The 23,635-nt window shown below is 34.3% G+C and carries 22 protein-coding genes; 14 read left to right on the forward strand and 8 right to left on the reverse strand.

Going from position 1 to position 23,635, the window contains the following annotated elements; all coding sequences use genetic code 11:
* Positions 1–43: 43 nt before the first annotated feature.
* The 3 genes from gap to MR053_RS10560 form a co-directional block, all read right to left on the reverse strand.
* Positions 44–1,045 (reverse strand): type I glyceraldehyde-3-phosphate dehydrogenase, encoded by a 1,002-nt coding sequence (gap, locus tag MR053_RS10550; protein ID WP_242132396.1) that lies wholly within the window; start codon positions 1,043–1,045, stop codon positions 44–46.
* 17 nt (positions 1,046–1,062) lie between these two features.
* Positions 1,063–2,049 carry a 6-phosphofructokinase gene (pfkA, locus tag MR053_RS10555; protein ID WP_223548509.1) on the reverse strand — a complete coding sequence of 329 codons (987 nt, stop codon included), beginning with the start codon at positions 2,047–2,049 and terminating at the stop codon, positions 1,063–1,065.
* Positions 2,050–2,196: 147 nt separating this feature from the next.
* Positions 2,197–6,594, reverse strand: a complete 4,398-nt coding sequence (locus MR053_RS10560; RefSeq protein WP_242132397.1) for a translocation/assembly module TamB domain-containing protein — start codon at positions 6,592–6,594, stop codon at positions 2,197–2,199.
* A gap of 240 nt (positions 6,595–6,834) precedes the next feature.
* On the opposite strand from MR053_RS10560, the gene tsaD reads away from it, so the two are divergent.
* From tsaD to MR053_RS10580, 4 genes are all read left to right on the forward strand, one after another.
* Entirely contained in the window at positions 6,835–7,857 is a 1,023-nt protein-coding gene (tsaD, locus tag MR053_RS10565) for a tRNA (adenosine(37)-N6)-threonylcarbamoyltransferase complex transferase subunit TsaD (protein ID WP_242132398.1), read from the forward strand.
* 67 nt (positions 7,858–7,924) lie between these two features.
* Positions 7,925–8,629: a 16S rRNA (uracil(1498)-N(3))-methyltransferase gene (locus tag MR053_RS10570; protein WP_242132399.1), complete on the forward strand. Its 705-nt coding sequence runs from the start codon at positions 7,925–7,927 to the stop codon at positions 8,627–8,629.
* Positions 8,630–9,274 (forward strand): DUF4159 domain-containing protein, encoded by a 645-nt coding sequence (locus tag MR053_RS10575; RefSeq protein ID WP_242132400.1) that lies wholly within the window; start codon positions 8,630–8,632, stop codon positions 9,272–9,274.
* A 239-nt stretch (positions 9,275–9,513) separates the two neighbouring features.
* Positions 9,514–10,020, forward strand: coding sequence for a TrmH family RNA methyltransferase (locus MR053_RS10580; protein ID WP_242132401.1), 507 nt, complete (start codon positions 9,514–9,516; stop codon positions 10,018–10,020).
* Here the strand turns inward: MR053_RS10580 and MR053_RS10585 are convergent.
* Together MR053_RS10585 and MR053_RS10590 are read right to left on the reverse strand one after the other, a co-directional pair.
* Complete coding sequence (locus tag MR053_RS10585) at positions 10,007–10,498, reverse strand: GNAT family N-acetyltransferase (RefSeq protein WP_242132402.1); 492 nt, start codon at positions 10,496–10,498, stop codon at positions 10,007–10,009. The two genes, MR053_RS10580 and MR053_RS10585, sit on opposite strands and share 14 nt — an antisense overlap.
* A gap of 5 nt (positions 10,499–10,503) precedes the next feature.
* A complete protein-coding gene (locus tag MR053_RS10590; RefSeq protein WP_242132403.1) occupies positions 10,504–11,190 on the reverse strand; it encodes a DUF4294 domain-containing protein in 687 nt (228 codons plus the stop codon).
* 239 nt (positions 11,191–11,429) lie between these two features.
* Here MR053_RS10590 and MR053_RS10595 point away from each other — a divergent pair, with 239 nt between their 5' ends.
* The 3 genes from MR053_RS10595 to MR053_RS10605 are packed head-to-tail and all read left to right on the forward strand — an operon-like array spanning position 11,430 to position 14,395.
* Entirely contained in the window at positions 11,430–12,518 is a 1,089-nt protein-coding gene (locus MR053_RS10595; protein ID WP_242132404.1) for a M42 family metallopeptidase, read from the forward strand.
* A gap of 33 nt (positions 12,519–12,551) precedes the next feature.
* Entirely contained in the window at positions 12,552–13,115 is a 564-nt protein-coding gene (locus MR053_RS10600; RefSeq protein ID WP_242132405.1) for an NUDIX hydrolase, read from the forward strand.
* Positions 13,116–13,126: 11 nt separating this feature from the next.
* On the forward strand, positions 13,127–14,395 hold the full coding sequence (locus tag MR053_RS10605) for an NRAMP family divalent metal transporter (protein ID WP_242132406.1): 1,269 nt from the start codon (positions 13,127–13,129) through the stop codon (positions 14,393–14,395).
* Positions 14,396–14,474: 79 nt separating this feature from the next.
* Here MR053_RS10605 and MR053_RS10610 read toward each other — a convergent pair whose 3' ends face one another.
* Positions 14,475–15,560: an amidohydrolase family protein gene (locus MR053_RS10610; protein ID WP_242132407.1), complete on the reverse strand. Its 1,086-nt coding sequence runs from the start codon at positions 15,558–15,560 to the stop codon at positions 14,475–14,477.
* A gap of 212 nt (positions 15,561–15,772) precedes the next feature.
* Between MR053_RS10610 and MR053_RS10615 the strand changes: the two genes are divergently transcribed.
* From MR053_RS10615 to moaA, 7 genes are all read left to right on the forward strand, one after another.
* A complete protein-coding gene (locus MR053_RS10615; protein ID WP_242132408.1) occupies positions 15,773–16,954 on the forward strand; it encodes a molybdopterin molybdotransferase MoeA in 1,182 nt (393 codons plus the stop codon).
* On the forward strand, positions 16,951–17,289 hold the full coding sequence (locus MR053_RS10620; protein WP_242132409.1) for a winged helix-turn-helix domain-containing protein: 339 nt from the start codon (positions 16,951–16,953) through the stop codon (positions 17,287–17,289). The genes MR053_RS10615 and MR053_RS10620 overlap by 4 nt, the downstream gene beginning before the upstream one ends.
* Positions 17,289–17,879, forward strand: coding sequence for a molybdenum cofactor guanylyltransferase (mobA, locus tag MR053_RS10625; RefSeq protein ID WP_242132410.1), 591 nt, complete (start codon positions 17,289–17,291; stop codon positions 17,877–17,879). Before MR053_RS10620 ends, mobA begins: the two co-directional genes overlap by 1 nt.
* Complete coding sequence (locus MR053_RS10630) at positions 17,863–18,096, forward strand: MoaD/ThiS family protein (RefSeq protein ID WP_223548536.1); 234 nt, start codon at positions 17,863–17,865, stop codon at positions 18,094–18,096. The genes mobA and MR053_RS10630 overlap by 17 nt, the downstream gene beginning before the upstream one ends.
* A 99-nt stretch (positions 18,097–18,195) precedes the next feature.
* A complete protein-coding gene (locus tag MR053_RS10635) occupies positions 18,196–18,639 on the forward strand; it encodes a molybdenum cofactor biosynthesis protein MoaE (protein ID WP_242132411.1) in 444 nt (147 codons plus the stop codon).
* An 81-nt stretch (positions 18,640–18,720) separates the two neighbouring features.
* The gene (moaCB, locus tag MR053_RS10640) at positions 18,721–19,632 is read left to right on the forward strand and encodes a bifunctional molybdenum cofactor biosynthesis protein MoaC/MoaB (RefSeq protein ID WP_242132412.1); all 912 of its coding nucleotides are present in this window, start codon (positions 18,721–18,723) and stop codon (positions 19,630–19,632) included.
* A 16-nt stretch (positions 19,633–19,648) separates the two neighbouring features.
* Positions 19,649–20,656 carry a GTP 3',8-cyclase MoaA gene (gene moaA, locus MR053_RS10645; protein ID WP_242132413.1) on the forward strand — a complete coding sequence of 336 codons (1,008 nt, stop codon included), beginning with the start codon at positions 19,649–19,651 and terminating at the stop codon, positions 20,654–20,656.
* A gap of 25 nt (positions 20,657–20,681) precedes the next feature.
* Here the strand turns inward: moaA and MR053_RS10650 are convergent, their stop codons facing one another.
* Both MR053_RS10650 and MR053_RS10655 read right to left on the reverse strand, forming a co-directional pair.
* Positions 20,682–21,266, reverse strand: a complete 585-nt coding sequence (locus MR053_RS10650; RefSeq protein WP_242132414.1) for a DUF4202 domain-containing protein — start codon at positions 21,264–21,266, stop codon at positions 20,682–20,684.
* A gap of 17 nt (positions 21,267–21,283) precedes the next feature.
* Positions 21,284–23,581 (reverse strand): FdhF/YdeP family oxidoreductase, encoded by a 2,298-nt coding sequence (locus MR053_RS10655; protein ID WP_242132415.1) that lies wholly within the window; start codon positions 23,579–23,581, stop codon positions 21,284–21,286.
* Between the last annotated feature and the right edge of the window lie 54 nt (positions 23,582–23,635).

Here is a 23,635-nt window from a genome sequence, read left to right on the forward strand (position 1 = left end):
TACACAATAACTCTGTGGAGTTATCATTATATTATTTTACAAACTAAATTGAGGCAATGTGTTTAGCTAAATCAACTAATTTTGTTGAGTACCCAAACTCATTATCGTACCACGACACTAATTTAAAGAAATTATCATTCAATGCAATACTAGCTCCAGCATCAAATACACTTGTTAATGGTTCTGAAACAAAATCTTGAGATACAACAGCTTCATCAGTATAACCTAAAACACCATTTAACTCATTTTCAGATGCATTTTTTAATGCAGTTTTAACATCATCCCAAGTCGCCGCTTTTTCAGTTCTTACAGTTAAATCCACAACTGATACATCCGGTGTAGGTACTCTAAATGCCATACCTGTAAGTTTCCCATTAAGTTCAGGAATTACTTTTCCAACGGCTTTCGCTGCTCCTGTAGATGAAGGAATAATGTTAGCCAAGGCGCTTCTACCACCTCTCCAGTCTTTTCTAGAAGGCCCATCAACAGTCATTTGTGTTGCAGTTGTAGCGTGCACTGTTGTCATTAACCCTTCAACAATTCCAAAATTGTCGTTGATTACTTTAGCTAATGGTGCTAAACAATTAGTAGTACAAGATGCGTTAGAAACGATGGTGTGTTCTGCAGTAATTTTATCATGGTTAACCCCCATAACAAACATTGGTGCGTCTGCAGAAGGCGCTGATATAGCTACTTTTTTAGCACCCGCGTCTATATGAGCCTGAGCTTTATCAAGCGTGGTGAAAATACCCGTACAATCTAAAACAACCTCTGCGCCAACGGCATCCCATTTTAAATCTTCAGGATTACGCTCTGCTGTAATTCTTATTTCATTTCCGTTAACAACCAAGTTCCCGTTATTTATATCTACAGTACCATTAAATCTGCCATGAACAGAATCATATTTTAGTAAATAAGCTAAATGTTCTACGTCCAACAAATCGTTAATTCCTACCACTTCAATATCTGGTCTAGAAGCTGCAACTCGAAATGCAATCCTACCAATTCTACCAAACCCGTTAATTCCAATTTTTAATTTTGACATGTTATTAAGTATTAATTTTAAATGCTCATAATATCTGAGACACGTAATAATTCTAAATTTATTTTTGTTTTTCCTTTTATGGCTTTATCCAAAGGCGTTAATTCCATTTTATTTGCTATAAGACCTACCATATAGTTGGTTTTACCTTCTAATAAGGTCTCTACAGCCTTAACACCCATTCTGCTGGCTAATACACGATCAAAACAAGAAGGTGAGCCACCACGTTGCATGTGGCCCAATACAGAAACACGCACATCATAGCCTTCCATATTTTCATCAACATATTCTTTAAGCTCAAAAATATTTTTTCCTATTTTATCCCCTTCAGCAACAATTACAATGCTTGATGTTTTGCCAGAAGTCCTGCTTCTGTTTAAGGAATCCACTAATCTATCTAAACCTAAATCTTCTTCAGGTATCAATATTTCTTCAGCCCCACCAGCAATACCTGTATTTAGCGCAATATGACCAACATCACGCCCCATAACCTCAATAAAGAATAAACGATTATGTGAACTTGCCGTATCACGTATTTTATCAATGGCATCCACTACCGTGTTAAGTGCAGTATCGAAGCCTAAGGTATGTGACGTACCGAAAATATCATTGTCAATTGTTCCGGGAATACCCATGACTGGAAACCCAAACTCATTATTAAAAATTAGGGCTCCAGTAAACGATCCATCACCACCAATAACCACCAAGCCATCAATATTATTATCAACTAATTTTTGATAGGCCTTTTGACGTCCTTCTTTCGTCCTAAACTCTTCTGATCTAGCAGACTTTAGAATGGTGCCTCCCTTGTTTATGATTCCCCTTACGCTTCTGGCGTCCATTTGCTTGAAGTCTCCTTCAATTAACCCTTCATAGCCTCTATATACTCCAACACATTCCACATCATGATAAGCACAAGTTCTAACCACCGAGCGTATAGCAGCATTCATTCCGGGGGAATCTCCTCCTGAAGTTAGAACAGCTAATTTGTTTATTTTATTTGGCATTAAACCTAATCTTAAATTTTGGAACGTAAAATTAATAAACAAATATTACATTTATATAGCATTTATAGTATTTTAATGCTAATTAGAACTATAACGTTTTAGTTAAATATCTACAAATGACATAGCTAACTAAAGGGAGCAGCCAAATTATTTTTCTGCTTTTTCAGAAGATTTTACCTTTACAAATCCAGGAAGTTGGGAATTATATTGAGTAGCAGACGTTTTGTCAGAAACCTCAATTTCTTCATCCTTCACTTTCGTTTTAAAAAGGTTTTGAAGCAACTCTTTAAAGGTGTTAAAATCTACATTATATGAAATACCTAAACCTTGTGTATATCCAATGGCTTCTCCAAAATTTTGAATACTATTCTCCCTATTAAAAACTTTTGCTGTAAGTGTTCCTTCTTCATTAAGTAAAAAATCTATTTCCACATCTCCAGCAACAACAGTTTCTGTAGCACTTGCGCCACCTATGGGAACCCCTACTTTTCCATTTATTAAAACACGATCGCTTATTTGTGTTTGCAAAGTAACACCAACCCTATCATTAGTTTGGTAGTCTGGTCTATTTTGCCCTGCTTCGTAATTTATGCCAAGATTAAATTTACCATCACCACTAGAAAAAATACCATTTATTATACCATTAAGTCGTTCTGCGATGGTCCCTGAGAAGTCAAGTTCATTTAACCCTCTTGAAAATGAACCAGTAGACAGTAAATATAGCGCTTGGTTTTGTCTGTCATCTTTAGATTCTAATCGGTACTGCAATTCCGATTTTACTGTAGAATTAACATTAGGGAAATTAAAGGTAAAATCCGGGTTAGGCTGCATCAAATTGTCCTGTAAATGAATTTTTAATTCAACAGGAATGCTTCTATTTATAGGATTGTCTAATAAAGGTGATGGGTTGGCTTGAGTTCTGTATATGGCTTCAATATTAATATCGGCTTCGAGAGGCTCTCCCTCCCAAGCAATTGTTCCACCTGGTTGTACAATGAATTGTTTTTGTACCAATCCACCATACGCAAAATTATAAACTCCTTTAAACACGGATATATCTCCCCACATCTTAAATTTTCCATTGGTATTAATTTCTACTAATAAAGCACCTGCCCCACTTCCTTTTAGGGAATGCCCTGTATTTTTATCTATAATGATTTCAACCTCTGCATCTTCGGTGATATCCAGATCAAAATCAAGTTCCAACCCCTTAATATCGTTAAAAACTATTTCTCTCCCATTTTTTCTAGCTTCCTTTTCTTCCTTGGTAACAAATCTTATATAAGTGTTATCACCAAAAGATTCGGTGTCACGAATAGGGATTTTAAAAACGGTACCTGCTTTAGTTTCCCCAACAACGTTTATGTTTAATTGATTGGCTGGGCCATAAATGTTTGCAGAACCACCAATAAATCCAGTACCATAATATAAGGCATCTTCTGATTCTTTAGTATCAAGAACCAACAATCGTGGTGTTAAAATTTGTAAATTCAAGCGCCAATTGGAAAGATTTTCATGACTCATTGAACCATTTAACTCGCCTTTCGAATTATATTTGGTATCGGTAAGTTTTAAGTCTTTGAAGGTAAAGCTTTGATCCTTAAGTCCAACTTTCGTGTTATCATTAAAATCGTAATCTACATTAAGGTAAGGAATACCCAAGCCGCCATCATCAAGTGTTAATGCTCCGTTTATATCTGGCTTTTTTAAGTCTCCCTTTATATTTGCAGTTCCAGATACAAGCCCTCTAATATTGGACAAAACATCTTGCAACAATGGGTTTAGTGGTATTAAATTAAATTTATTAAAGTCAAGCTTTAGATCAATATTTGACCGTTTACCAATGACGTTAATATCACCTTTAGCGCTAAAAGATTTTGTTTTATCATCTTTAATTGAAATATCCACATTGTAGTTAGTCAACGATTCCTTTCCGTCAATATTGGCCTCGAAAGAACCCAACAAAAAATCGTTGACTTTTAAATTGTCTATTATTATTTTTGATTCTGGTAAATAGCTATTGTTCTTAGAAATGATATTCAACTTTCCATTAACATTACCTGCTAAGGACAAACTATCTATATCTGGTGTTATTTTAGCTAAGTCAACATTTTTAAAATTGAGTCTTAAAGAATCATTTAATGAACCTGACAATTTAATTTCTTCATTTATATGATTTATTTTTAATCTATCTATATTAAACTTTGTCAGCTTTTTGTCAAAAGCAACTGTATTAAACCTGTCTTTATCCTCATTTATAAACCATTTGTTATTTTTAATAGTCACATCCGATTTTTTAAACCCGATAACCGATTCGTTTTTTTCATTTATGGTATGGTAAAAACTTAAGTTGTAAACATCATTGTTTTGCTTACCTCCTTTAAACTCAGATCGCATAAAAAGAGTATCGTTAACCGTTGCATTAATCAAACTAAAACCTGATACACTATAATATTTTGTACTTAAACTATCTAATTCAATATAGGTATTGAACAAAGGATTTTCATTATCTACTTGAAGCTCAATATTGCGCACCAAGTTTTCTGCCAATTTAATTTCAGGCGATTTAAACAATAACTTAAACTCCTTTGCGTCACTCTCCACTGTTCCTTTAATAAAAGTGTTTTTGCCTACTTGAATATCTGGTAAGAAAACCTCAAGAATTTTGTTATATATGGTGAAGTTAAAATCGATGTGTTGATTACCTGCAACATTATTGGGAATATAATTTGTATATATATTCCCCAAAGAATTTTCGAAGAGTTTTTTTAAGTCATTAAACTTAAACTTACCAACCATACCTCCACTAATAATATCGGGTGAATTAATACTTATATACCTTACCTCATCCACAAACCTTGAATTAGTTTCAAACCGATTAAAGTAATAGGTGTTGTGTTCGTTTTTATATGTAGTATTATTAAATACTATATTGCCGTAAGCGTCGTCAAAACTACTTCCGTTTACATTCATTTTAACTGAACTTTCAAATAATGAAATACTATCATTTTTAACAAAGTTTAATGCCCGTAAATTGGCATAGTCTACTTTGGCTTGAAAATCATATTTGCGAACATCTTGTGAAAAGTCCACTATTCCATTAAAATTGAAAATTAAGTTCCTGTCATTTGTAACAAGATTACCATCAAAAATTTTATTTCTAATAGTACCGGCTACTTTGGTGTTCGAATAATTATAATCATTATAGACTGCACTAATAATATCCCCTTTCACTTCAGTATTAAGCGTCTCTGTTAAAAAACCCTTTCCGTTTACATCAAAATTAAGCGATACTAAACCTATTTTTGAAGCCTCTACAAATGTACCTGCATCAAATTCTTCTAAAATGAATTTCCCTTTATACGATGCATTGTCAATACTATTAATTTTAGAGATATCCAGGTTTGTTTTAATAAGGCCTAAATCTGTTTCTATCTTAATATCGGCCTTAACATTTGAAGCTGTAACTTCTGAAGTTCCAACAATAGTAAAATATCCCAATCGATCAAACGAGGACGGTATAGAGGCCCCCAACACATTGGGCAACATGCTCTTTAATTCATCATAGGTTGATGATAAATTACTGAAATGTCCACCCATATAGAAATTGTTAGGGGTTTTATTAAACAAATTTTTAAAGTTGATATCCCCATATACTCTTGTAAGTCTATTGGAGTTTAGTCTCAAGTTTTTTGCATATAAATTATTTAGAGTCCCAGAGAGGTCAACATCAAATCTGGTACGTTGATTTGAACCAAATTCATTATAAAAGGTATTGAGTTCATCTAATAGTACATTAGAATTCCTAAACGACGCATATATTGTAACCTTTTCCGTAAAGAATTGTAGATCTTCACGATTATATATAAACTTTAAATCTCCTTTTAAAATCGAGTTTTCTGTTTTTATTTCCAGACCATCAAAGGTCATATCGGTAAGGGTATATTTAAAATTAGTCATCATGTTTTTTACAGTAACACCCCTACTATCCCTAAGTGCCAATGTATTTATTCTCGCACTAACATCACTTCCACTTATTAAAAAATTTGTAGCATTAATATTTAGATGACTAAAATCCAATGTTTTTTCATTGACTTTATTTTCATCTGATAATTTAAAAATACCATCATAAATTGAAACATCACTGGAAGACAACAAAAAATTCCCCTTTTTCTTTCGAGGATTATCACTTTCTAATTTTTTAACAAAAACATCTAGATTGGTATCTTGTGCGTTCTTGTACTTTTTGATGTTAAATATTAGTCCTTCAATATCAATGTCTCCAAAAATCAAATTACCTTTATATAGATTGGACAAACTTAAAATAGAGGTATTCAATTCTGTGATGCTAATTAAAGTATCTTGTTTGTAGTCTTCAATGTAAATATCCTTTAACTCTATATCTCCATTAAATTGTAAGCTTACACGTTCAACATTAATATTAGTTTTGAATTCCTTATTCAATTTTTTGGTAACATAATTACCAAGATCTGTTTGAACAGAAGGGATAGATAAAACCAACACCAAAATGATGAAGAACAGCAATATAACTATCGCTATTTTTGATGCTATTTTGAGTACTTTCTTAATATTCTATAAAGATAAAAGATTAGTTATTAAAACAGGGACACCAATAAAACATAAGGATATGAAGTGCTACTTCTATATATCCTCGCTAAATCTATCTATTAAAAAAATAAAAAGACTAGTTTTGTGTTGGTTTAAAATAATGTACTTGCTTTATTTGTTTTCAAAATTAACAATTATTGTGCCTAAAATTTAGTAATGGCTGAACAAAATATTTATATTCTCGGAATTGAGTCATCTTGCGACGACACAGCTGCTTCCGTTATTCATAACGGAAAAATTTTAAGTAATGTTATTGCAAATCAAAAAATACATGAAGCCTATGGTGGTGTTGTTCCTGAATTGGCCTCTAGAGCACATCAGCAAAACATAGTTCCAGTTGTAGATCAGGCCTTAAAACAAGCCAATGTTTCTAAAAAACAACTTAATGCCATAGCTTTTACTCGTGGGCCTGGCCTAATGGGATCGTTATTGGTAGGTACCTCTTTTGCTAAATCTTTGGCTTTTGGTTTAAATGTGCCGCTAATAGATGTTAACCACATGCAGGCTCATATTTTGGCGCATTATATAGATGAAGAAGGTTACAATAAACCTCCATTTCCCTTTTTGGCTATGACGATCTCAGGGGGTCATACGCAAATTGTTCGCGTTGATAATCACTTTAATATGACCGTTATTGGTGAAACCATCGATGATGCCGTAGGTGAAGCGTTTGACAAGAGCGGAAAGATTCTTGGCCTAGGCTATCCTGCAGGCCCCGAAATTGACAAACGAGCGAAGCTAGGTAACACAAAAGCTTTTAAATTCACCAAACCCAAAGTAGAGGGGTTGAATTTTAGCTTTTCAGGATTAAAGACCGCCATTCTATATTTCATTCAAAAAGAAACCAAGAACAATCCCAATTTTATTGAAGAAAACCTTAATGACATTTGTGCTTCGATTCAATATACCATTATTGGTATTTTAATTGACAAATTAAAAATAGCAGTAAAACAAACCGGTATTAAACACATTGCCATTGGTGGTGGTGTATCAGCCAACTCTGGTATAAGACAGGCTTTAAAGGATGGCGAACAAAAGTTTGAATGGACCACCTATATTCCCAAATTTGAATTCACCACAGACAACGCCGCGATGATAGCCATTGTAGGCTATCTGAAATATTTAGAAGGGCATTTTACAAAACAAAATGTAACGGCATCGGCTAGATTGAAGATTTAATTGCTAAACCTGCTCGCTAATAAATTAGATTAAAGAATGATTTTTAAATGATAAAAGTAATACCGTTATGCAATTATTCTATAATCCAAACATAAATGAGCAAACTATTGAGTTTGCTTTTAACAAGGAAGAAAGTCGGCATATTTCGAAGGTCTTACGAAAACCCGTTGGTGACACCTTGTACATTACCAATGGCTGTGGATGGTTGTTTACTGCAGAAATTTTGATTGCCGACAGCAAGAAATGTGTCGCTAAAATTATCAATAAAGCATTACAAGTACAGCGGCCATACACGTTACATCTAGCCGTAGCACCTACAAAAATGAATGATCGCTATGAATGGTTTCTAGAAAAGGTTACTGAAATTGGCATCGATACTATAACCCCTATAATTTGTGACCGCAGCGAGCGTAAAATGGTTAAAAAAGAACGTTTTGAAAAGATACTGCAATCAGGGATGAAACAATCGTTAAACTGTTATCTGCCTAAACTTAATGAGGTCATTACATTTAAGGATTTCATAGCACAAAATTTTGAAGGTGATTTATTTATAGCCCATTGTGTGGAAACCGAACGCAAAAACCTAAAACAAGTGTTAAGTCCCAACACTCATACCACCATTTTAATTGGACCAGAAGGAGATTTTAGTTTTAAAGAAATTGAAATGGCTCTAAAAAATGATTTTATTCCTGTAACTTTGGGTACAACTAGATTACGAACTGAAACAGCTGCAATAGTTGCTTGTCATTCGGCTGCTTTTATTAATCAATAAATGAAGAAAACACTTTTATTTCTACTATTTAACGTTGTAATTCTAACTTTAGGGGCTCAAGAAATTGCAGTTTTAAAATACAAAGGTGGTGGTGATTGGTACAGTAACCCAACAGCATTACCCAATTTAATCAAGTTTTGTAATAAGCATATCAATACCAAAATAGACGAAAAGCCTCGAACAGTTGAAGTTGGTAATAGCGATATTTTTCAATATCCCTTAGTATATATGACAGGACATGGCAATGTATTTTTTAGTGATGACGATGCCGAAAACTTGTACAATTATTTAGTTTCTGGTGGTTTTTTACATATTGACGACAATTATGGCATGGAACCATTTATAACAAAGGAACTTAAAAAAGTATTTCCAAATGCAACGCTGGTAGAGCTTCCTGCTAACCATCCTATTTTTAGTAATGCTTTTGAGTTTAAAAATGGATTGCCCAAAATCCATGAGCATGATGGTAAACGCCCGCAAGCTTTTGGTATTTTTTATGAAGGCAGATTGATATTATTGTTTACCTACGAAAGTGATTTAGGTGATGGATGGGAGGACCCCGAAGTACATAACGACCCAGAACATGTACGACAAAAAGCCCTTAAAATGGGAGCCAACATTGTGAAATATGCCTTTGAAAATTAGCTAATTGCAAATTTATGATTAAAAATGTTCTGATAGCAATTATTGGATACTCAGAAATCATTACTGATTTAATCTTTAATCGAAATCACGGAGATGAAACATCAATTAAAACACTATTTATTGTTATCTTGAAATTAGTGTTCTTTTTATTAGTTTTATCTAGTGTTATATGGATAGTATTAATACTTTAAATAGTTGCTTTATTAAACAACCTGAAACACTAAACTTTGAACCCCAAAATGCAACTTACCCACTACAATACCAAATTTAAGCCACACACTTTTCCTATTACATTGGTTTGCGACAATGTTACTAACTCCTCAAATATTGGCAGCTTGTTTAGAATGGCCGATGCTTTTGGTATAGAAAAACTGATACTTTGTGGTGAAGCTATTCCACTGGGTAGGAAAATGACAAAAACGTCGAGAGCTACAGAAAAAGTGGTTAATTACAGTATTGAAAATTCAGCTTTAGAAGTTGTAGAAGCTTTAAAGCATCAAAATTACCACATCATTGCGTTGGAGATTACCAATGACAGCAAACCCATACATTCCTTTCAATTTTCAAACAACAAACCTTTAGCTTTAATTATAGGGGACGAAAATTTTGGAGTTTCTGAATATATTCTAAAGTTGGCTGAAGATATTATACATATTGATATGTTTGGCAATAATAGCAGTATGAATGTGGTTCAGGCCACTAATATTGCTCTTTATGAAATAACCAAACAGCTTAGAGCATTTTAACCATCTTATAGTCGTCCATAATAAAACCATTTCCTATATCCTTTACTGCTGGGCCTATATTTTTAAAACCAAGCTTTTCATAGACCAATATGGAATTATAATTATTTTTGTTGACTGTTAAGGTAATGTTGTTTATCCTTGATGCTTTTGCCTTTTTTTCTACAAATTGTAACGCTGTTTTACCAATTTTTTTGCCGCGATGATTACTCAATACATATATTTTACTTAAAAACAAGCTATCATCTTCTTTTTTAATTGAAATGTAACCTACAGGTGTGGCATTAAAATTTATCAAATAATATTCATAGCCTTGGTTTGATTGCTCACCAATTACCTCAGCAGACTGAAACTTTTCTAGCATATAATCTATTTGTGCTTTACCCACCATAGGAATATAATGCTCACGCCAAATAATATCTGCCAATTTAGCTGCGATTTGATAGTCATGTTCTGTTTTAGCTTGGTTAAACGTAACCATAAATACTAGTGGGTATTAGTAGTTTCAGCATTTAACCATTTATCTGTGAGTTCATAAAAATCGTATTTCATAGCAGACATTTGTCGCTCTAAAACTCCACTTTGAAAATTACGTTGTAAAATGTCTTCAATTAAATAGTCCTCTTTGTCGTTATATGGGTCGAATTCCTTTTTAAGCGAAATGTCGAACATACTAGCTGTAGTGTTATACCAAAAGGCACGCCATCCATTACGCAGATCCTTAACTAAATCGAAGGTGGTGTGTCCCGTTTGTCTATGGATAAGCTTAACCAAAATCTGACCTTCAGTACGAGTTAGTTTTTTCAATTCATCTGAAAATTCACCTTCAATATATTTTTGGATTATTTTAGTATATCGCTTTTTATCTCGTTTTTTTGTAATGGTTTCCAAACGTTTGTTTAAGGAGTCCAGTCGGTCTGCTGCCAGTTTAGCATATGGAAAGACTTTTACCGTCTTCTTTCTTAAAATTAAATACCTAATACGGTCTTTTCTGCTATCGAATTTAAGTTTGTGTAATAACATTACCTCTTCCAAATCGATTACCGTTCTTGGAATGGAATCCCCTTTAATAATTAAATATTCATATTCGGTAGTGTCCTGCTCCACTTCATTTACCTGTGAAAGCAAAACCATTGGAAAAATTAAGATTATAAATTTTAAGATATTTTTCATAAACAGGATTTGGAGCCATTTCCATACCAAAATTAATAATTTACACTATGCAAAACATTATTTTTAACTGTTATTTGGCAGGATTTTATACAAAAAAGCATTTTTTCCAATCATGCTTAAGTTATTAACCTTAGCATGGACTAACAAAAATAATTTTTATATTTTTCTTATTATTTTTCAAGTATAAAACAGTACCTGATTCTGTTTAATATTATTATTTTAGTGCAAAACTTTTAAATATGGCAAAAAAGAGTATTCTCAATAAAAAATCGCTAACATTTTTAGAAAACTATTTAAACAACGCAGCCCCTACAGGTTATGAGTGGACCGGGCAACAATTATGGATGGACTACCTAAAACCTTATGTAGATGAATTTATCACAGATACTTACGGCACTGCGGTTGGTGTAATTAATCCTAAGGCCAAATATAAAGTGGTTATTGAAGGTCACGCTGATGAGATTTCTTGGTATGTAAATTATATATCAGATAATGGTCTAATCTATGTGATTAGAAATGGCGGAAGTGACCATCAAATTGCACCTAGCAAGATAGTAGACATTCACACCAAAAAAGGCGTTGTAAAAGGGGTGTTTGGCTGGCCAGCAATCCATACCCGTGATCGATCTAAAGAAGAAGCACCCAAACCAGAAAATATCTTTATTGATTGTGGTTGTGCTACCAAAGAAGAAGTTGAAAAATTAGGTATACATGTAGGTTGTGTGATTACCTATCCGGACGAATTCCATATTTTAAACAATGATAAGTTTGTATGTCGCGCTCTTGACAATCGTATGGGTGGTTTTATGATTGCAGAAGTTGCACGCTTATTAAGGGAAAATAATAAAGAACTCTCTTTTGGGCTTTACATCACCAATTCTGTTCAGGAGGAAATTGGTTTGCGTGGCGCCGAAATGATTACCCAAACCATTAAACCCAACGTCGCTATTGTTACCGATGTGACCCACGACACTACCACGCCGATGATTGACAAAAAAAAAGAGGGGCATTTAGAATTGGGCAAAGGCCCCGTAGTCGCTTATGCACCAGCGGTACAACAAAAATTACGTGATTTAATTACTGATACTGCTGAAGCCAATAAAATTCCATTCCAACGTTCAGCTTTATCACGTGCTACTGGCACCGATACTGATGCCTTTGCATATAGCAATGGAGGGGTAGCTTCAGCACTTATTTCATTACCTTTACGCTATATGCATACTACGGTAGAAATGGTACATCGTGATGATGTTGAAAATGTGATCCGTTTAATTTACGAAACCTTACTGAACATTAAAGACGGAGACACATTTAGTTACTTTAAATAGTTAGGGATTCCCGCAATAGCGGGAATTATTTTTATGGATGAATATATAGACATTGTTACTAAAGAAGGAAAGCCTACGGGTAAATCGGAATTAAAATCGGTGATTCATCAAAAAGGATTTTTTCACCATACAACCCACATATGGTTATATACCAAGAGAGGAGACATTCTATTGTCACAACGTTCAGTAAAAAAGCTAATTTGTCCTTTACTTTGGGATGTTTCTGTTGCAGGACATGTTGATGCTGGTGAAGCAGTTGTACAGGCAGCTATTCGAGAAACCAAAGAAGAAATAGATCTTACCATTACTGAAAGCGATTTAAAGAAAATTGGAGTTTTTGAATGTTTTCAGGATTACCAAAATGGCTTAAAAGATTACGAATTTCACAACACGTTTATATGTGAGCTGAAGGTGCCTTCGTCACTTCTTACACCTCAACCAAATGAAGTTGAATCCTTAAAATTAGTGACACTTTCAGAGTTTGAAGAATTGCTTGAAAACAGTGGTAATAATAATCATTTTGTGTCTTCAAACAGAGCATATTATAATATTGTTTTAAGTGCAATCGAAAAGGAAGTGGTATCCAAAACCAAGTAATAGAATTAATTATGAACTGGGAAAAAATTAAAAAAACATTAGGACCGGGTATTTTATTTGCTAGTACTGCAATTGGTGTGTCCCATTTAGTACAGAGTACCCGGGCGGGTGCTAATTTTGGTTTTGGCCTTGTCCTTTTTATCATAGCCGCCAATGTTTTTAAATTCCCTTTTTTTGAATTCGGTGCACGTTATGCCAATGCTACGGGTAAAACACTCATAGACGGGTACAAACGTTTAGGTAATTATGCCATTTGGATTTACTTTTTAGTAACTATTTGCTCCATGTTTTTTGTGAGTGCAGCCGTGGTATTAGTCACGACAGGTTTTATGGATAACCTTTTTGGATTGTCGGTGTTGTGGCCTACATTCAATCTATTCCCAATTGCACTCGTGTTTTTGGTTACTGTGAGTTTGCTCATGTCTGGAAAGTATAACTTTTTGGATCATTTTATAAAGATTGTAGGTATAGTATTATTGATTTCTACATTAATCGTTTTTGTACTAACATTAATAAACGGTCCTGCCGAACATGTTGAACATTTTATACATCCCCATATTTTTGATGACACGAGCATATTGTTCATCATTGCATTGATGGGCTGGATGCCAACCGCAATGGACATGTCTACCTGGGTAAGTTTATGGACGGTTGCCAAAATGAAATCGTCCAACTACCACCCTACTCTAAAAGAAACCCTTTTCGATTTTAATTTCGGGTATTGGGTGTCAGCTTTTTTATCGTTGTGCTTTGTTACCATAGGTGCGTATTTAATTTACGGTACAGGTAAAACCTTACCTGCTGGAAGTGTTGGTTTTGCAGATGGGGTTATAAAACTCTATACCTCTACCATGGGTAATTGGAGTTACCTGATTATAGCCACGGCAGCCTTTTCAATCATGTTTGGTACCTGCATAGGTTTGTTTGATGGCTATGCTAGAACTTTACAGCGCACCACGACCATTTTGTTTGCAAAAAACGATAATAAAGAAACCGATTCCCGAAATGTTTACATCTGGTCCTTGGTTATTTTAGCGATTGGTTCGTTTGCTATTAATGCATTTTTCTCAGGACAATTTAAAATTCTTATTGATTTGGCAACTACCATTTCCTTTTTAATAGCGCCTTTGGTTGCTGTAGCCAATTTTAAATTGGTTAGCAGCAAGTATATCGACAAAGCCTTTTTACCTGGCAAACTTATGAAATTAATAAGCTGGTTAGGAATTCTATTTTTAACAGGATTTGCATTTTTTTATATGTATGTGAAGTTTCTTAAGTAAACACTAACTAACCAAATGACAATTAAAACATAGGAAAGAAATAAAATTTTAAGCTTCTAAAGAATATTAAAAAATTAGATTAATCCACAAACATGCTCTTGTCCAATCCAGGTACAATCCGCAAAGCGTTTTTATAATATACCTTTTTTAATACTTCGTCGGGTAAATCCATACCATACATAGGCCAAAACGCATGGTACTTTTTATGGTAAGGAAAGTATTCATCAGCTGTTTCCAATACTCTAAAATAAGTTGGAAACTCTTCAGGTTTCCAACTATCCTTACCAAACAGAATCCTATCTTGGTATTTTATAAAAAAAGCTTTGGCAAATCGTGGTTGCCTTCCCAATTCAGCAATAATGGCAGCTATACCCACATTCATATTGGGGATTTCATCAAGCAATTTACCCAATGCTCCTAAGTCATTTGCAAACCAGCCCATATGTGCATTGATAAAGGTGGTTTTAGGATGCTTCTTAAACATATTATGTTGTTCGTTTATAATTTGTTCCCAAGGAACCGGATTATTAGCATCACGCTTACGCCTGGGGTGAGTCTTTAGTTCCAGCCAACGTTCATTATCAGCATTAAATTCATCCCAAAAGGGTTTAGGATCTGCCGCATGGATTAAAACAGGAATTCCCAGTTCGCTACACGTTTCCCAAATAGCTTCTAAACGCACATCATCAATAGCCAAGCGCTTACCGTCTACATCTTTGTTATACATGCCCAAGCTCTTATAAACTTTTAAGCCTCTAGCCCCTTGCTTTACATCTTCCTTGAGTTGGCCCACGGTTTTTTCTATCCATCCTGGCGCTCCAGCTCCATCAAAATCAATATTAGCAAACACTACAAACCTATTGGGATAGTTATTTTTTATATTTTCTACTGCTTGTTTTAAATGATTACCAGACCGTCCGCTTAAATTTACCATGATTTGCATGTTAAGAGTATCCATGGCTGCAATAACTGGCGATAAGTCTTGAGTAGGCATTCTATATTGATGTCCATGAATATCAATAAATGGATATTTGGCACGCTTTACAACCTTACCAGGTACCACCAATGTTGATTTAGGGTTATATTCTTCAAACGACATCTCTTGTGATATTGAAAAAAATGGTATTGAAACAGATATTAATATTAATAACACGAATGTTTTCATTTGTCAATAGGCTTTTATAGAGTCTAAAAATACGCCACAGGATATTGATAAGCTACTTTTTAAGACGGCTTTAACAAGTATATATGCCTTAAAGTATTTAGGAACCAGTGGTATGAGTAACAAAAGTATTTTAAGTTAAATGATATTTATCATTAAAACAAGAAAATATAAAGCGTTATATTTGTTTAGATATAACGATTATTATCATTTAAATGATTTCTATAAAAGAAGCCATACAGCTTGTTAAAAGCAATTCGGATACCTTAGGTATAGCCAAAGTGGGATTAAATGAAGCCTTTGGATATCTGGTAGCGAATGATATAAAATCTCCAATAAACATGCCACCATTTAGACAATCGGCTATGGATGGTTACGCCATAAACATAACCGATAAACTTTCTTATAAATTTATTGGAGAGATAAAGGCGGGAGATGGCTACCAACCCATTTTAAATACAGGTGAGGCAGTTCGGATTTTTACGGGAGCCCCCGTTCCAGATACAGCCAATGCTGTTGTGATGCAGGAAAAAATAAAAATTAAGGATGGTAATATAATACTTGAACATGAAATTCCTCAAGGACATAACATCCGCTCCCTAGGTGAACAGGTGAAGAAGGGCGACTTGGCCTTAAAAAAAGACACTAAATTAACACCGGCTGGTATTGGCTTTTTAGCTTCTTTGGGAATTACGGAAGTAGATGTTTACAAAAAACCAAGAATTGCTGTTATTACCACAGGAAATGAGCTTATTGAACCTAACCAACCTCTTGATCATGGCAAAATTTATGAGAGTAATTCACATATGCTAACTGCCGCACTTGCGAATTTGGGTCATAATAATGTTTCCGTTTACAAAGTAGAAGATAATTATGATAATACTTATCAGCTTTTAGATAAAACCATAAACAATTCCGATTTGGTACTGATTACTGGAGGTATCTCGGTTGGTGATTACGATTATGTAGGGAAAGCGTTAAATGAATTGCAGGTTGAAGAAATATTTTATAAAGTCGTGCAAAAGCCCGGTAAACCGCTCTACTTTGGAAAAAAAGCCGAGACCCTCATTTTTGCCTTACCAGGCAATCCGGCCGCAGCTCTAACCTGTTTTTATATATACGTTTATATTGCCTTGCAAAAGATTACAAATAATCAACAGAATGAATTACCTCGGATACAAGCTGAATCCCTTTCAAACTTTGAAAAGAAAGGTGACAGACCCCAATTTTTAAAAGCGATTTATTTAGATGGGAAAGCAGAACTATTAGAAGGTCAAAATTCATCTATGTTACAAACCTTTGCGCTTTCCAACGCTTTGGTTTTTGTTCCGGCAGAGCAAAACCAAATCGCTATTGGTGATCCTGTTGAAACTATATTATTACCTATTGAATTATGAACTACTCGATTAAAAGTAGAATATGGATTGAATCAAACGGGCATGTACTCTTAGGTGAAGGTCGTGTACAATTACTAAAAGCCATTGAACAAACCGGATCGCTCTCGAAAGCTTCTAAGACATTAAATTTATCCTATAAAAAAGCTTGGCACCTTTTGGATTCTATTAATCAATCAGCAAAAAATCCTGTGACCATCAACACTACTGGTGGTAAGGATGGAGGGGGTACAATATTGACCAACTATGGGAAAACCTTAATCAGGGTTTTTGATGATATAAACCAAAATTGTTGGGAATTTTTGGATAGTGAATTAGAAAAAATGAAGAATTTATAATGCTAGCAGTTAACAAAAGTAACATTACAGGAATTATTTTAGCGGGCGGGAAAAGTTCTAGAATGGGAACTGATAAAGGCCTTTTGAAGCTTAATAATAAACCTTTCACGCAATATATTATTGACGCCCTAAAGCCCTTAGTTTCTGAAATTTTAATTGTTTCCGACAATTTAAATTATGATGTTTTTGGTTATAAAAGAATAGAAGATATTATTAAAGATGCTGGTCCCTTGGCTGGAATCTACTCAGGTTTGACTCATTCTAAAACCGATTATAACCTTGTACTAAGTTGTGATATCCCATTAATAAGTACCGAAGTGTTAAGGTGGCTTATAGAACATGCCAATGATTCTTCTGAAGTCATTCAAATCGAAAGCCATGGTAAAACCATGCCACTAATTGCACTTTACAGAAAAGAATGTTCTAGTATTTTTTTAAGCTTATTACAAAATGGTGAAAGGCGATTACGAAAAGCCGTTAGCCAATGCACCATTAAAACTATTAAACTGGATATGGATGATCATATTGTAACAGCAAACATAAATACTCAACAAGAATTAAAAGACATACAGAATGCATATAAATATTAAATATTTTGGGCAAATTGCTGAAGTTACCAAATGTGACGAAGAAATAATTTCTATTTCAAAAAACTTGGTTTCAGAACTAATTGCTTACTTGTATATCAAATATCCTGAATTGAAAAATAAGAGTTTTAAAATTGCACAAAATCAGGAATTGGTATCAGAAAACATAAAATTGACAGGCAAAGAAATTGCACTGTTACCACCGTTTGCGGGAGGGTGATTCAGTCTTCATTTAGTAAACAGTAGTAGTATATTGCAGTTAGTGTAATAATCAACAACCTTAACATTTTTGAATTATTGGCTATAAAAATTAAAAAACATGAAAGAAAACAGGTCTAAAAGCGTATTTATACAGGGGGCAATTTCTTCAGAATTTATTGGAGGCTCCATTGCCAAACACCAGACCAAAACCAGTATTGGAGCCCATAATATTTTCTTAGGACAAGTGCGTGCCGATATTATTGAAGGCAAAACCATTAGTGCCATTGAGTATACCGCTTATGAAGATATGGCCAATACTAAGTTTTATGATATTCGAGAGGCTACATTTAAAAATTTTGACATAACCTGTATGCATATTTATCATAGTTTAGGTACCGTTAAAGCTGGTGAAATATGCCTGTTCGTGTTTGTTTCATCACCTCGTCGCAAAGTGGTTTATGAAGCTTTAGAGTACATTGTAGAACGTATAAAAACAGATATCCCTGTTTATGGAAAGGAAATTTTTGAAGATGAAACACATCAATGGAAAGTAAATAACTAGTTATTGGTTAATAATCATTTGTAACTCCAAATAGTTAAGTTAATAACATTAACTAATAATTGTAAACAATAAACGTTAATCATGGTCGACATTACATATAAAAATACTACACTACGAATGGCTATTGCGCAAGCCGTTGTCAAAGTTAGTAAACCCGAAACCATTACTGCTATAGATAACGATGCTGTTCCTAAAGGCAACGTTTTTGAAATGAGCAAAGCCGCAGGTTTATTAGGGGTGAAACGCACTCCGGATATTTTACCGGATTGCCACCCCCTCCCTATTGAGTTTACGAGCGTGGATTATAACATAAACGGATTGGAAATCACAGTTATATTTACTGTAAAAACCATTTACAAGACTGGTGTGGAAGTTGAAGCCATGCATGGCGCTAGTGTGGTGGCTCTAAACATGTACGATATGCTTAAACCCATTGATAAAGACATTGAAATATGCCAGATAAAACTGTTAAGCAAAAAAGGTGGTAAATCCGATTTTAAAGACCGTTTTATAACCGATTTGAAAGCCGCTGTTGTAGTATGTTCTGATACTATTTCAGCTGGATTTAAAGAGGACAAAGCGGGTAAAGCCATTATTGAAAAACTGAATAGTTGTAAAGTTACAGTTTCAGAATATACCATCATCCCGGATGAAGTTGAAATAATTCAAGAGAAAGTAAAACACTATCAAAATCAAAATATAGACATGGTTATATTTACCGGAGGCACTGGGCTTTCCGATCGTGATGTAACCCCCGAGGCCTTAATACCATTATTAGACAGACGTATTTCTGGTATAGAGGAAGCCATTAGAAGTTACGGGCAAGAGCGCACCCCGTTTTCCATGCTATCCAGAAGTATCGCTGGAACAATAGCCAATATGTTAGTTCTAGCCTTACCGGGATCTACTAATGGCGCAAAGGAATCTATGGATGCTATTTTTCCATCAGTCCTGCATGTTTTTAAGATTTTAAAAGGAGCCAGACACGATTAAGTTATAGATGTTGAAGATGACAAAAGACAACGGCCTATTACAAGATACCTTCAATAGAAAACATACCTATCTGCGCATATCACTTACCGAACGCTGTAATCTACGATGTTCATACTGCATGCCAGAAAATGGGATACAATTATCGCCCAAAAGTCACTTAATGTCTTATGAAGAAATATTCAATATTGCTAAAATATTTGTAAAACACGGTGTTAGCAAAATCCGCTTAACGGGTGGTGAACCTTTAATTAGAAAAGATATTCCCGTTATACTAGAAAAACTATCAAGTCTTCCAGTAGAACTATCCATAACTTCCAATGCCATTATTATTGATAAATTCATAAACACTTTAAAAGATAATGGTATAAAAAGCCTTAACATTAGTTTAGATTCCTTAAATCGTGAAAAGTTCAAACAGATTACACGCCGTGATCAATTTGAAAAAGTTTACGATAATATTTTGCTATTGATAAAAGAAGGTTTTAACGTCAAAATAAATGTCGTTTTAATTAAAGGATTTAATGATAATGAAATTATCGATTTTATAAATTTAACTAAAGAGCTACCGGTTACGGTTCGTTTTATAGAGTTTATGCCCTTTGATGGCAATAAATGGGATATGGCTAAAATGGTTTCTTTTAAAACGATTATGGAAAACGTATACAATACGTTTACTGAAAGCCAAATTATACGTATTCAAGATGCACCTAGCGACACCTCTAAAAACTTCAAAGTAAAAGGTTTTAAAGGTAGTTTTGCCATAATAAGTTCGGTTACCAATCCGTTTTGCGACTCCTGTAACAGATTACGATTAACAGCCAACGGTCAATTAAAAAACTGTTTGTTTTCAGCTTTAGAATCCGATTTACTTACCCCACTTCGACACGGCAAACCTATTGAATCCATTATTGAAAAAGCTGTTACGGCAAAATTTAAAATGCGAGGCGGTATGGATACATTGGAGAAACTTCAAAACCCAGAATTACATAATAACAATAGAAGCATGATTTCAATTGGAGGTTAATAATGAATATTAAGTTTAAATGTTTTTAATTAATCGCTTTTTTTACTAGGATTAAACTTTTATCGGAAAAATTCAGTTGCAATGCAGCATCTTGACCCTTATTGGACATTTTACGCCAAGTTTTTTGGAGAATATTTATAACTTTATCATCATCATGCTTCGCAGCGAATTCTTCAAAATAATAATCAAGAAAAACCAAACAAACTGTATCTTCCAAGGTCTGTGATTCTTCATTCTTTTTGATTAACTTTTTAGTGATAAGTTGTGATATACGATCTACATATTGCTTGTCGTAACCAACCTGTTTTAATATGTTTGAAGTGAGTTCAGCATGCATTTTTTTAAGGGTTTCACGCCACTTTAAATATCCTTTTCTATCCATGGGGTAATCCCCTCTTGGAATTTTCCATCGGCATATATGTTGTGCCCTAGCTGCAATTTGTAACGCTTTTGAAGCATTAGGCTCAAATTGCAACAATTTTCTGGTCATGCGTTGCGAATACAGCAATTCTTTGGGATATGACATACCAAAAACCTGATAGGTATTAATGTCTTCTGCATTTTTTTTGTCGATTAATGCCATAGCAGATTCAAATCTTGTTGGTTTCATTTTAATATTTTTAAAAGTTAACTGGCAATTTCAACCGTTACAATCACACTTTTTGATGCTGGTGTTTTAGCCGTATGGGCAAAACTATCCAAAGGTACCAAAACATTGGCTTCAGGAAAGTAAGTTGCACAACAATTTTTGGGAATATCGTAACCTACAACTTTAAAGTTGTTAGCTATTCTAGTGGTGCCCTTATAGTGAGATTTTAAGTTTACTACTTGTTGTTCATCTAAATTACGGACTTTCATGTCTTGACCATTCATAAAGATAATACGTCTTTCATTAAAAATACCTCTATACCTATCGTTTAGTCCATAAATTGTAGTATTAAATTGGTCATGGCTACGAATAGTCATCATAATCAATTCCCCTTCTTTTAACTGCCAATCGGGTAATTTATTTAAGCTAAAATTAGCTTTTCCCGTTTTTGTGTGGAATTGCCTTATTCTAGCACCATTTGGCAAATAAAATCCATTGGGCTGTTGCAAGCGTTTGTTATAATCACTGAACCCGGAAACAATTTCTTCAATATCATTACGCACTAAACTATAATCATCTTTATAAGAAAGCCAGTTAACATTTGAACGTCCCTTTAAAGTTTCATGGGCAATACCGCACACCACAGCTACTTCACTCAACAGCTTATCGGAACAAGGTTTTAAAATTCCTTTGGTGGATGATACTATACCCATAGAATTTTCTACACTTTGAACTTGCACTCCTGTTTTTTGAAAATCTTTTTCGGTGCGTCCCAAACAAGGTAAAATTATAGCTTCTTTTCCATTTACTAAATGTGAGCGATTTAATTTTGTACTCACATGTACTGTTAAATTGCAATTGGCTAGTGCCTGTGCTGAATACAAGGTATCTGGTACAGCAGAAATAAAATTGCCGCCTAACCCCAAAAACACCATAGCTTTCTTATCATACATAGCTTTAATTGCATCTATTACCGAATAGCCATGTTTTTTGGTTGGTTTAAAGCCGTATTTTGCTTCAATCTTATCTAAAAAATCTTGTGGTGCAGCTTCCCAAATACCCATTGTCCTATCACCTTGCACATTGGAATGCCCTCTAACAGGACATGTGCCAGCCCCTTCCTTTCCAATGCTTCCCTTTAGCAGTAACAAGTTTACCAATTCCCTAATATTGTCAACTGCATTTTCATGCTGTGTTAGGCCCATCGCCCAACATATAATAATCTTATTGTTGTTCACGATTAAATCAAACATCTTCTTAAAGATCTCAAGGGATACCCCGGATGCCTTCAAGCATTCATCAAAACTATAAGTTTTTAAATCTGAAATAAATGATGCATAACCATAAGTATACTTTTCTATAAACGCTTTGTCGAATACCTCATTAGTTTGTTCTTCCTTTTCCAGTAACTTTAGTAGTATGGCCTTAAATAAAGCAACGTCTCCATTTATAGTTACAGGAACAAAAACGTTAGCAATTGGAGTGCCTCCTGTAAATAATGCCTTCGGGCTTTGAGGATTAGTAAACTTTACCAATCCTGCTTCTGCAAGTGGATTAATTGAAATTATTTTGCCTCCATTTTTTTTACATTTTTCTAGTGCATTAAGCATTCTTGGATGATTAGTCCCTGGGTTTTGACCAACAACCATAACTACTTCGGCTTTATATAAATCGTCTAAAGTAACCGAACCCTTACCTATTCCTAAGGTTTCCATTAATGCCTTACCACTAGCTTCGTGGCACATATTAGAACAATCGGGTAAATTTGAAGTTCCATACTCTCGTACAAACAACTGATACAAAAAAGCAGCTTCATTTGTTGTTCTACCTGAGGTATAAAATACAGCTTCATTAGGACTCTCCAAAGCATTCAAATGACTAGCCACTTTTTTAAAAGCATTTTCCCAAGTAATAGGCTGATAATGTGTTGCTCCTTTCGGCAAAAACATAGGTTCTGCTAATCTTCCTGATTTTCCCAATTCAAAATCAGTCCAATTAGCCAATTCTTTAACAGCATGTTTTGAAAAGAAATCTTTTCCTATAGTTTGCTTTTGGGCCTCTTCTGCAATAGCTTTAATGCCATTTTCACAATATTCTCCCAAAACTGAACGCTCATCATCTGGATCTGGCCACGCGCACCCCGGACAATCAAATCCTTTCCTCTGATTCATCTTTAGAGATAATCTTAACGCATCAACAGGCTTAATATATTTGTAAACTTGAGTTACTACAGATTTTAAAGCACTAAAGCCAGCACTATTCATTGGAGGTTCTATAGTTTTTAATTTAGTGAACTCCTCTGGCGTTACTGCTTTATTCTTATGTTTTTTGTTCATGCTTATTCTTTGTACTGTAAATATCGTCTTTTTTTTATGGAAATTAGGATTCTT

Origin of the sequence: Aestuariivivens marinum (genome assembly GCF_022662175.1) — a bacterium.
Taxonomy (GTDB): domain Bacteria; phylum Bacteroidota; class Bacteroidia; order Flavobacteriales; family Flavobacteriaceae; genus Aestuariivivens; species Aestuariivivens marinum.

Coding starts and splice junctions, on each gene's coding strand:
- gap (WP_242132396.1), bottom strand. CDS start 1,045: ATGTCAAAATTAAAAATTGGAATTAACGGGTTTGGTAGAATTGGTAGG.
- pfkA (WP_223548509.1), bottom strand. CDS start 2,049: ATGCCAAATAAAATAAACAAATTAGCTGTTCTAACTTCAGGAGGAGAT.
- tsaD (WP_242132398.1), top strand. CDS start 6,835: ATGGCTGAACAAAATATTTATATTCTCGGAATTGAGTCATCTTGCGAC.
- MR053_RS10570 (WP_242132399.1), top strand. CDS start 7,925: ATGCAATTATTCTATAATCCAAACATAAATGAGCAAACTATTGAGTTT.
- MR053_RS10575 (WP_242132400.1), top strand. CDS start 8,630: ATGAAGAAAACACTTTTATTTCTACTATTTAACGTTGTAATTCTAACT.
- MR053_RS10580 (WP_242132401.1), top strand. CDS start 9,514: ATGCAACTTACCCACTACAATACCAAATTTAAGCCACACACTTTTCCT.
- MR053_RS10585 (WP_242132402.1), bottom strand. CDS start 10,498: ATGGTTACGTTTAACCAAGCTAAAACAGAACATGACTATCAAATCGCA.
- MR053_RS10590 (WP_242132403.1), bottom strand. CDS start 11,190: ATGAAAAATATCTTAAAATTTATAATCTTAATTTTTCCAATGGTTTTG.
- MR053_RS10595 (WP_242132404.1), top strand. CDS start 11,430: ATGGCAAAAAAGAGTATTCTCAATAAAAAATCGCTAACATTTTTAGAA.
- MR053_RS10600 (WP_242132405.1), top strand. CDS start 12,552: ATGGATGAATATATAGACATTGTTACTAAAGAAGGAAAGCCTACGGGT.
- MR053_RS10605 (WP_242132406.1), top strand. CDS start 13,127: ATGAACTGGGAAAAAATTAAAAAAACATTAGGACCGGGTATTTTATTT.
- MR053_RS10610 (WP_242132407.1), bottom strand. CDS start 15,560: ATGAAAACATTCGTGTTATTAATATTAATATCTGTTTCAATACCATTT.
- MR053_RS10615 (WP_242132408.1), top strand. CDS start 15,773: ATGATTTCTATAAAAGAAGCCATACAGCTTGTTAAAAGCAATTCGGAT.
- MR053_RS10620 (WP_242132409.1), top strand. CDS start 16,951: ATGAACTACTCGATTAAAAGTAGAATATGGATTGAATCAAACGGGCAT.
- mobA (WP_242132410.1), top strand. CDS start 17,289: ATGCTAGCAGTTAACAAAAGTAACATTACAGGAATTATTTTAGCGGGC.
- MR053_RS10630 (WP_223548536.1), top strand. CDS start 17,863: ATGCATATAAATATTAAATATTTTGGGCAAATTGCTGAAGTTACCAAA.
- MR053_RS10635 (WP_242132411.1), top strand. CDS start 18,196: ATGAAAGAAAACAGGTCTAAAAGCGTATTTATACAGGGGGCAATTTCT.
- moaCB (WP_242132412.1), top strand. CDS start 18,721: ATGGTCGACATTACATATAAAAATACTACACTACGAATGGCTATTGCG.
- moaA (WP_242132413.1), top strand. CDS start 19,649: ATGACAAAAGACAACGGCCTATTACAAGATACCTTCAATAGAAAACAT.
- MR053_RS10650 (WP_242132414.1), bottom strand. CDS start 21,266: ATGAAACCAACAAGATTTGAATCTGCTATGGCATTAATCGACAAAAAA.
- MR053_RS10655 (WP_242132415.1), bottom strand. CDS start 23,581: ATGAACAAAAAACATAAGAATAAAGCAGTAACGCCAGAGGAGTTCACT.